Source organism: Mammaliicoccus lentus, from assembly GCF_002902755.1.
GTDB lineage: Bacteria > Bacillota > Bacilli > Staphylococcales > Staphylococcaceae > Mammaliicoccus > Mammaliicoccus lentus.
Window position 1 is genome coordinate 1 of the sequence record NZ_PPRS01000058.1, and the last position, 258, is coordinate 258.

The window sequence follows — 258 nt, forward strand, 5'->3', positions numbered from 1 at the left end:
CAATATATTATCCGGTATTAGCCCCGGTTTCCCGGAGTTATCCCAGTCTTATAGGTAGGTTACCCACGTGTTACTCACCCGTCCGCCGCTAACATCAGAGAAGCAAGCTTCTCATCTGTTCGCTCGACTTGCATGTATTAGGCACGCCGCCAGCGTTCATCCTGAGCCAGGATCAAACTCTCCATAAAAGAAGTAAGCTTGATTAGCTCTTGTTGATTGGTTAAGCCAATCACTCTTTGAAGTACTTTCAGTACTCAA

1 rRNA gene is annotated in these 258 nt (G+C 46.1%); it reads right to left on the reverse strand.

Annotated features, from left to right (window positions below):
• Positions 1-188 (reverse strand): 16S ribosomal RNA (locus CD135_RS11680); the annotation flags it as partial.
• Positions 189-258: the final 70 nt, after the last annotated feature.